This is a genomic window from Pyramidobacter piscolens W5455, assembly GCF_000177335.1.
GTDB classification, from domain to species: Bacteria; Synergistota; Synergistia; order Synergistales; family Dethiosulfovibrionaceae; genus Pyramidobacter; species Pyramidobacter piscolens.
In genome coordinates this window covers 60,684-69,741 of sequence record NZ_ADFP01000079.1, presented here as the reverse complement: position 1 = coordinate 69,741, position 9,058 = coordinate 60,684, and the positions used below count along the sequence as shown (strand labels likewise).

5 protein-coding genes are annotated in these 9,058 nt (G+C 66.3%); 1 reads left to right on the top strand and 4 read right to left on the bottom strand.

The annotated features are described in order from the left end of the window. Window positions 1–224 precede the first annotated feature (224 nt). From HMPREF7215_RS07200 to HMPREF7215_RS07185, 4 genes are read right to left on the bottom strand one after another with little or no spacing between them, the layout of a single operon-like run. Window positions 225–1,448: an ABC transporter permease gene (locus HMPREF7215_RS07200; protein WP_009165116.1), complete on the bottom strand. Its 1,224-nt coding sequence runs from the start codon at window positions 1,446–1,448 to the stop codon at window positions 225–227. 15 nt (window positions 1,449–1,463) lie between these two features. Further along, window positions 1,464–2,162, bottom strand: a complete 699-nt coding sequence (locus HMPREF7215_RS07195; RefSeq protein ID WP_009165115.1) for an ABC transporter ATP-binding protein — start codon at window positions 2,160–2,162, stop codon at window positions 1,464–1,466. A gap of 1 nt (window position 2,163) precedes the next feature. Then, window positions 2,164–3,339 (bottom strand): efflux RND transporter periplasmic adaptor subunit, encoded by a 1,176-nt coding sequence (locus HMPREF7215_RS07190; RefSeq protein ID WP_009165114.1) that lies wholly within the window; start codon window positions 3,337–3,339, stop codon window positions 2,164–2,166. Continuing rightward, window positions 3,336–4,607, bottom strand: a complete 1,272-nt coding sequence (locus HMPREF7215_RS07185; RefSeq protein ID WP_009165113.1) for a TolC family protein — start codon at window positions 4,605–4,607, stop codon at window positions 3,336–3,338. Before HMPREF7215_RS07185 ends, HMPREF7215_RS07190 begins: the two co-directional genes overlap by 4 nt. 170 nt (window positions 4,608–4,777) lie before the next feature. Between HMPREF7215_RS07185 and HMPREF7215_RS07180 the strand changes: the two genes are divergently transcribed. Beyond that, window positions 4,778–9,037: a DEAD/DEAH box helicase gene (locus tag HMPREF7215_RS07180; protein WP_009165112.1), complete on the top strand. Its 4,260-nt coding sequence runs from the start codon at window positions 4,778–4,780 to the stop codon at window positions 9,035–9,037. Window positions 9,038–9,058: the final 21 nt, after the last annotated feature.

The following is a 9,058-nucleotide window of genomic DNA, read 5'->3' as shown; positions in this document are numbered from 1 at the left end:
CCGCCCGGTCCGTGTCCGAAGGGCGGCGGCCCGCCGTGGAACCCCGGTCCCGGGCGCGCGCAGGCCGCGGTGGCCAGCGTCAGAGCGGCCAGTGCCGAGAACGCCAGAATTGCGTATTTCCTGTCGGTAAGTTTCACGTGAATACCTCCTTACAAAGGATTTCGCTCCGCGGAGCGTGTATGGGAAAGCGGCACGCTCGCGATCGCGCCGCGGATCTTCGCGCTTCATTCGTATTTCAGCGCGTCGATGGGATTGAGCAGCGAGGCTTTGGCCGCTGGGTAATAGCCGAAGCCGATGCCGACCGCTGCGGAAAACACGAAGGCCAGCGCGATGGAGCTGAGCGTGAATACCGGCGGCGCCTGCGTGACCGAAGCCAGCGCGTAGCCCGCGCCGATGCCCAGACAGATGCCGAGGATGCCGCCGATCACCGACAGCGTCACCGATTCGATCAAAAACTGCAGGCGGATGTTGACGCTCTTGGCGCCTACGGCCATGCGGATGCCGATCTCGCGCGTGCGCTCGGTGACCGAGACGAGCATGATGTTCATGATGCCGATGCCGCCGACGACGAGCGAGATGACGGCGATGGAGGCCAGCAGCATGGAGGTGACGCTGGTGGTCTTGCGCCGCGCCTCGAGCATCTGCGAAAGGCTGCGCACCGCGAAGTCGTCGGTCTCGCCGCCGCGGATCTTGTGGCGCTCGCGCAGCAGCATTGTGATCTCGCTGGTGATGTACGAAAGCGATTCCATCGACACGCCTTTGACCTGAATGGTGCCGACGCGGCCGGGCGTGTTGTCCCATTTGACGAGTCGGCTCTGCGCCGTCTTCAGCGGCACGAGGACCATGTCGTCCTGGTCCATGAAGCCGCCGGTGGATTGTCCTTTCGTGGCGAACACACCGACGATGGTAAACGGCACTTTGGCAATGCGGATCGACTTGCCGAGCGGATCTTCATGAGCGAAGAGCTTCTGCGCCACGGTGTCGCCGATCACGGCCACCTTGTTGCCCATGCGCTGATCCGACTCGCTGAGGTTGCGTCCTTTGGCGATCGCATAGCCGTTTACGTCGGCATACGACGGCGTGCTGCCGTAGACCGACGTGGACCAGTTCGTGTTGCCGTAGATGACCTGCACGCTGGTGTTCACGGTAGGCGCCACGGCTTCGACGCCGGAAACGTTGGCGGCGATCGCTTCGGCGTCGCTCTCCGTCAGATATTTCGCCGTGTCGCCGGTGGATTGGGCGTTGCGCTCGCGCATGACGGTGACGGAGTTGGTGCCGAACGAGGCGATTTCCTCGTCGATCACCTTGTTGGCCCCCGCCCCCACGGCGAACGCCGCGATCACGGCGCCGACGCCGATGATGATGCCCAGCGTGGTCAGGAACGAACGGGTCTTATTGCGCCGCAGGGCGCGCAGCGCGGTGCGGAAAATCTCCACGAATGAAATCATGAACGTTCACTCCTTTTAAGTGCGCCGATGTTCGTTGGGGCGGTCTTCGAGGATCACGCCGTCGCGGAACAGCAGTTCGCGCCCGGCGAAGGCCGCCACGTCGGGTTCGTGGGTAACGAGGATGATCGTGATGCCTTCCTCGCGGTTGAGCTGCTGGAACAGGCGCATGATCTCGTCGCTGGTCTTTGAATCGAGGTTGCCCGTGGGCTCGTCGGCCATCAGGATCGGCGCGTGATTGACGATGCCGCGGGCAATGGCGACGCGCTGCTGCTGACCGCCGGAAAGCTGGCTCGGCTCGTGGTAAAGGCGCTCGCCCAGTCCCATGCGCACCAGGGCTTCCTTGGCGCGCTCGCGGCGCTCCTTGGCATGGACGCCGGCGTAGAGCATCGGCAGCTCGACGTTTTCGACGGCGCTGGTGCGCTGCAGCAGGTTGAAGCCCTGGAACACGAAACCGATGGTGCTGTTGCGGATCGCCGCGAGCTCGTCGCGGTTCAGTTCCGAGACGTCGCGGCCGTCGAGGAAATATTGGCCGGACGTGGGCTTGTCGAGACAGCCGAGGATGTTCATGGTCGTCGACTTGCCCGATCCCGACGGCCCCATCATGGCCACGAACTCCCCCTTTTCCACGACGAGGTCGATGCCGTGAAGGATTTCCACCTGCTCGCCGCCGAGGCGGAAGCTTTTTTTGACGTTTCTCAGCTCGACGAGCGACATTTTATTTCGTCTTCTTTTCCGATTGCAGGTTAAAGCCGACCAGCACCCTCGCGCCTTCTTCGAGGCCGGAGAGGATCTCGGTGCGGTCGCCGTCGCTGATGCCCTTCTCCACTTCGACCTTGGCGGGCTTTTTGTCGATCAGCACGTACACGCCGGGCGTCTCCACCGCGGCCACGCTTCCGCGGCGCGAGGGCGGCCCCATGGTCACCGCGGTGTTGGCGACGGGGCGGAAGCGCAGCGCCGCGTTGGGCACGAGCAGAACGTCCTTCTTCTCCGTGACGACCAGCGAGACGTTGGCGGTCATGCCGGGCATCAGCTTTTCTTCGTCGTTGGCGACCTTGACGATCACCGTGTAGCTGACGACGTTGTCGCTGGTGCTGGGCGAGATGCGGACCTGCGTGACCTTGCCGGAGAACGTCGTGTCGGCGTAGGCGTCGACGGTGAATTCGGCGTCCTGTCCCACCTTGACGCTGCCGATATCGGCTTCGTCGACGTTGACCTCGACCTGCATCTGCTTGAGGTCGCGGGCGATCTCGGCGATGCTAGGCGTCTGATAGCTGGCGGCCACGGTCTGGCCCTTTTCCACGTTCTTGGCCACGACGACGCCGTCGACGGGCGAATAGATTTTCGTGTAGCCGAGGCTGATCTCGGCCTTGCGCAGCGTGGCCTCGTACTGGGCCACTTTGGCCTGTGCGGCCATCACGTCGGCGTTGGCGGTCGACTGCGCGGCCACGTCGGCGTCGAGCTCGCTGCGGGCGATCAGGTCCTTTTTGATCAGCTCGCGGGTACGCTTCAGGTCGCGGTTGGCTTTGAGCAGCGAGGCCTGCGCCTTGGCCAGGTCCGCCTTGGCGGAGAGGACGTTGGCCTTGGCCATGTCGACTTCGGCCTGCTGAGTGCGATTGTCCATCACGGCGATGAGCTGTCCCTGCGAAACCTTGTCGTTGTAGTCTACGTAGATGTCGTTGATGGTGCCGCTGATCTGCGTGCCCACGTCGACGGTCTCTTCGGCGCTCAGAGTGCCGGTGGCCTGGATGACGCTGCGCAGCGAACCGCGGGCGGCGACGGCCGTGCGGTAGCTCACGTCGGCGCTGTCGGCGCGCCGCTCGCTGTACCAGTAAACGCCGCCGCAGCTGAGCGCGACGACGGCAAAAAGCGTAACGATCCTTTTCAGTTTCATGATCCGGAAACCTCCCCCATGGCTTTTTCGAGGCTGAGCCGCGCCTCTTTGTGATCGTAAAGACTCGTGATCAGCGTCGTCTGCGATTGGGCGTAGGCGTCGACGGCGTCGGAAATTTCCAGGCTGTCGCCCACGCCGGCCCGGTAGCGGCCCAGCGCCAAGTCGAGATTTTCGCGGGCCTGCCGTTCCGCGGCGCGGGCGGCGGTGATGGAAGCGGCGCTTTCCTGAAGGCTCTGCCAGGCCTGGCGCACGTCGAGCACAACGTCCTGAGCCAGTTTGTCGCGGTTGGCCTGCGCCACTTTCAGGTCGGCTTTGGCGCCGGCCACGCGCGCTTTCGTCTCGCCGCCGTCGCCGATCGGAATCGACAGGCTGAGCTTGGCGCTCCACTGGTCGTCGTCGTAAAAACCCGAGCCGCCGAAGCTGTAGCCGGCGCTGGCCGTCAGATCGGGGGCGTTCGTCAGTTTCGCCGACGTCACGTCGGTCTTCGCCTTGTCCACCAGCAGGTCCTGAGCCGTCAGGTCGGCGCGGTTCGCCGCCGCGCGCTTCAGCGCGTCGCTGAGAGCGATGTCCCATTGTTCGTAATCCAATTCGTCCGCGACGCCGTCGATCTCCAGTTCCGGCGTTCCCATCGCCGAGGCGAGCTGGGCCTTGTACTGCTCCGCCGCGGACTCGGCCTTGATCAGCGAGAGCCGGGCGTTGGCCAGGTCGGTCTCCGCCTTGGTGACTTCGATTTTGGCCTTGGTGCCGGCCGAATAGTAGGATTTGGCCCAATCGAGGCGTTGCTGGTAATTTTTCACCTGTTCGTTTTGCACTGCCGTGTCGCGCACGGCCTTGTTCAGGCTGTAATAGGCGTCGCGCACGTCGGCGATCACGCTCTCGCGGGTGCGCTGCAGCGTTTCCTGCGCGGCTTTTTCGTTGAGCTTGGCGCTTTTCACGGAAGCGTTCGTCTTGCCCCAGTCGTACACCGTCTGCGAGAGCGAGACGCCGGTGTTCCAGTCGCCGTCGCTGCCGCCGCTGTTCGCGCCTTTGGTGGCGCCGCTGCGCGCGTAGGATCCCGTCGCATTGGCTTTCAGCCGGGCGCCGGCGGCGGAGAGCGAGGCGGCGGCGCGGCGCGATTCGACCGTTCCCGCGGCGGCCGTCAGGTTGGGATGGGAAGCCAGCGCCTTTTCGACGCACTGCGCCAGCGTCAGCTTTTCGCCGGCCATGGCGGGGATGCCGAGCAGAAGCAGGCAGCCGCCCAAAGCCAGGGCGTCGATTTTTTTCCTCATGTGAGTCACCTCGTCGAATGATCTGGTCCGTTCTGGTTTCGTTGGCTTCAGTCTAGCGCCGCCCATTCCGTTTGGCATTGTTGAAAATACCAGTTCGCGCCCCGGTGAATTCCCTACTTCGCGCGGAACGGCTATAATAAACAAATAAAGGAAAAGGCAGGTGACGCGCAGTGCAGATCGATTTCGAACGGAAAAATTTGCTTTCTCTCTACCGCAAGACGGACGGCGACGAGAAACACGCCTTGCGGATCCTGGCGGCGGCGGTCGGCCCCGTCGCGGCGGGCGCGTACGAGACGATGCTCCATTCCCGAAAAGCGGCCCGCATCTCGCCGACTCTTCCCGGTTTCGACGCGGCGGCGGCGCTGCAGCGCTGGAAACGGCTCGGGCTGGCGGGGCGCGAGCGGGGAGACGAGAGCGAAGGCTGGTCCGTCGTTCTGCCCATCCGCGAGCTGGTCGCCCGCGAAACGGTGCGCGAGAACTCCTTCGCGCTGTATTGCGAAGCCGTGGAGAGCAAACTGCATCTGCCTTCGCTGCGCGCCGAATTCGGCGGCGGCTGTCGGGTGTTCAGAGAGCTCTGGCGCGCCGTGTACTTTCTGCGCAAATATTTTTATCTGGGCGACTCCGAAAGTTTCATCCAGCTGGGGGCGCTCGACTTCGCCGGCGGGGAAGCCACCGAAGAGCAATGCCTGAGCGTTTTTGCCGCCACGGTGCTGAACAATCCCTTCGACCGCGAGATGTTTCGCGCCCTGCCGAAAGTCATGCGCCCCTTTTTCCTCGAAACGCTGCATCTGACGAGAATGAGCCCGGAACTGCGCGCCTTTGCGACCGACGCCGAGGAAGAACTCTGCCGGTCCGGCGACTTTCCGGAGCTGGCGGCCCTGCTGGCCGACCAGTACTGCCATGCCGGACTCTTCGCGAAGGCGATGGAGCTGCTGCCCAAGCTCGACGACGCCGGCCGCGACCGCCTGCAGGCGGTCGACGCACTGGTGCGCGGCGACCTCGAAACGGCGCGCAAAAACTACGCGCGCCTGGCGCGACGTCCCAAACGCCGCGCCGGCAAGGCTCCGCCGCCCGTCAACCTTTGGGATCCGTTTTACATCCCGTTGCTGGCGGCGCTGCGCGAAGCGCCCGACAAGATCGCCGCCGCCGCGCACAAGGAAAGCAACCGCGCCGAATGGGCGCGCGGCGGACGCCTTTACGACGCGCTCGGCGTCCTCGCCAAAGGAAGTTCCGCCAATCAGGCGGCGCTGTTCGCCGAAGACGATTTGGTCAAGACGCTCGACAAGGCCGTTCGCTCCATGCTGTGTGCCCCGCCCCGCCAGGACGAAAAAGCGCTCGACGAGCGGCTCGCGAAGCTGATGGACGCCCTCGGCCTCGGCGCGGCCGACCTGTGCCATCTGCTGCTGGCGGCGCGCTGGATCGCGCCCCGGCTGGCCAGAACGTGGCGGCCGTTCTACCGCATCGCGGCGTTCCACCTGAGCAGCCTCGGCATGTCGTTTGTCGCCAGCGAGCTGGAATCCGCCGGCGAAGCGCTGGCAAGCCGACAGGACAACGGCTGGCACCCGCTTCGCGACCTGTTCAGCCCGCGTCCGCCGTGGGAGTGCGCCCTCGACGCTCTGGAATCGCTCGCCGGCGACGCCGGCGGAGTCAGGAAGAAAGGCGAACGCCGCCTCCTCTGGCTCGTCGAGCTCGCCAGACCGGCGTGGCTGGAGGAGGACGAACCGATCGTCGCCGTGCGCCCGCTCGAACAGACGCTGCAGGGCTCGGGAAAATGGAGCAAGGGGCGCGAGATCGCCCTCAGCTCCATCGCCAACGGGCTGGAACGCATTCCCGGCCTGAGCGAGCAGGAACGCCGCGTCGCCGACGCCGTGTACGATCGCGGCTCTTACGGCAAGTCGGAGCTGTGGCTGGACGGAATGCAGGCGCTGCACATCCTCGCCGGGCTGCCCAACCTCGTCCGCGCCGACGACTTTTCGCCGCTCGAAGTCGTCGTCGGCGAACCGCAGCTGGAAGTGACCCGCGTCCCGTCCGGCTGCCGCGTCCTCATGACGCCCGCCAACCCGCGGGGACGCGAATACGCGCTCAGCGAAGAGTCGCCGTCGCGGCTGCGCGTCACCCATTTCACCCAGACGCACCGCAACATCTCCGCCATTCTCGGCGGCGAGGGCGCGGTCGTTCCCGAGGAAGCGCGCGCCCGCACGCTGAAGATCCTTTCCCGGCTGGCCGCGAACGTGACCGTGCAGTCCGAACTGGACGGCGCGCCGCAGAGCGTTCCCGTCGAAGAAGCCGACGCGCGCCTGCACGTGCAGCTCTCGCCCTGCGGCGACGGTCTGAACGTGGAGGTCGTCGTGCGCCCGTTCGGCGGCGAGGGGCTGTCTTGCCGTCCCGGCGGCGGCGCGCCGACGCTGTTCGGCCTGAAGAGGGACGGCGCGGAAGGCGAACGGCGCGTGCAGGTCAAACGCGACCTCGCCGCCGAAGCGCGGAAGACGAAGGAATTTTTCGCCGCCTGCCCGGCGCTGGCCGAAAACGGCGATCCCGACGACGGCCGCGCGCAGCTCGCCGCTCCCGACGCGTGCCTCGAACTGCTTTTGCAGCTGCAAAAAATCCCCGACGTGACCGTCGAATGGCCGCGCGGCGGCGTCATGACCGTGCGCCGCGAGCTGGACGGAAGCGCCATGCTCGGCGCGATCCAAAGCGGCGGCACCGACTGGTTTGCGCTCTCCGGCACCGTCGCCGTCGACGGCGAACTGACGCTGTCGCTGCGCCAGCTCATGGATCTGCTGCGGCAGCGCAAAGGCCGCTTCGTCCCCGTCGGCGCGGGGCAGTTCGTGGCGCTGACGCGGGAATTCCAGCGCCGCCTGGAAACGCTCGACGCCATGACCGACGCCAAGGGGCAGGAACTGCGCGTGCCGGCGCCGGCCGCGGCGGCCGTGGCGGAGCTGTTCGACGAAGGCGCTCTGGCCGCCGACAAAAAATGGCAGCAGCTGTGCGAGCGCTTTGACGAAGCGCAGGCTCTCGCGCCTGAAGCACCGCGCACGCTGCGCGCGCAGCTGCGCCCCTATCAGCTGGAAGGCTTCCGCTGGCTGGCGCGCCTCGCCCACTGGGGCGCGGGCGCCTGTCTGGCCGACGACATGGGGCTGGGCAAAACCGTGCAGACGCTGGCGCTGCTGCTGCACCGCGCCGAGGGCGGCCCGGCGCTCGTGGCCGCGCCCACGTCGGTCTGCGGCAACTGGATCGAGGAGGCGGCGCGTTTCGCGCCGACGCTGAACGTCATCGACTACCGCAGCGCCGGCCGCGAAAAGGTTCTCGCCGCGCTCAAACCGTTCGACGTCGTGCTGGCGTCCTACGGCCTGCTGCAGAGCGACGCGGAGTCGTTCGCGCAGAAACGGTGGCACACCGTCGTGCTCGACGAGGCGCAGGCGGTCAAGAACATGTCCACCAAACGTTCCGCCGCCGTCATGGGCCTGCACGGCGACTTCCGCATGATCATGACCGGCACGCCGATCGAAAACCGCCTCAGCGAGCTGTGGAACCTGTTCCGCTTCCTCAACCCCGGCCTGCTCGGCTCGCTGGAACGCTTCAACCGGCGCTTCGCTTCCCCCGTCGCCGCGGGCGACGACGGCGCGCGGAGCCGCCTGCGCCGCGCAATCGCGCCGTTTCTGCTGCGCCGCGTCAAGGAGCAGGTACTCGACGATCTGCCCGAACGCACCGAAGTGACGCGCCGCGTCGAACTGAGCCCGCAGGAGCGCGCGTTCTACGAAGCGCTGCGCCAGTCCGCCGTCGAGGCCATCGACGCCGCCGGGAACTCTCCGGAAGAAGACAAGCGCTTCGCCGTCTTCGCCCAGCTGATGAAACTCCGCCGCTGCTGCTGCGCCGTCAGCCTCGTCTCGGACGGCGTCGGCGCGGCGATTCCCTCGTCCAAACTGGAAGCGCTGCTCGAACTCGTGGACGAGCTGCGCGAAAGCGGGCACCGCGCCCTTGTTTTCAGCCAGTTCACCGATCACCTGCGCCTGATCGAACGGGCGCTCGCGGAGCGGGGCGTGCCCTGCCTCTATCTGGACGGTTCCACGCCGCCGGGCAAACGCGCCGAATTGGTCAGCTCGTTCCAGTCGGGGCGCGGCGACTGCTTTTTGATCAGCCTGCGCGCCGGCGGCACGGGGCTGAATCTGACCGGCGCCGATTTCGTCGTCCACATGGATCCGTGGTGGAACCCCGCCGTCGAGGACCAGGCCTCGGACCGCGCCTACCGCATCGGCCAGACGCGCCCGGTCACCGTCTACCGCTTCGTGGCCGCCCACACCGTGGAGGAGAAGATCGTCGAGCTGCACCGCCGCAAGCGCGGCCTCGCCGAGAGCCTGCTTGCCGGCGCGGGGACGCCGCGTTCGCTCGACCTCGAGGCGCTGGCGGCGCTGATCCGCGAGGAAGCGTAAGAAGCGGCGCGTCCGCCGCGC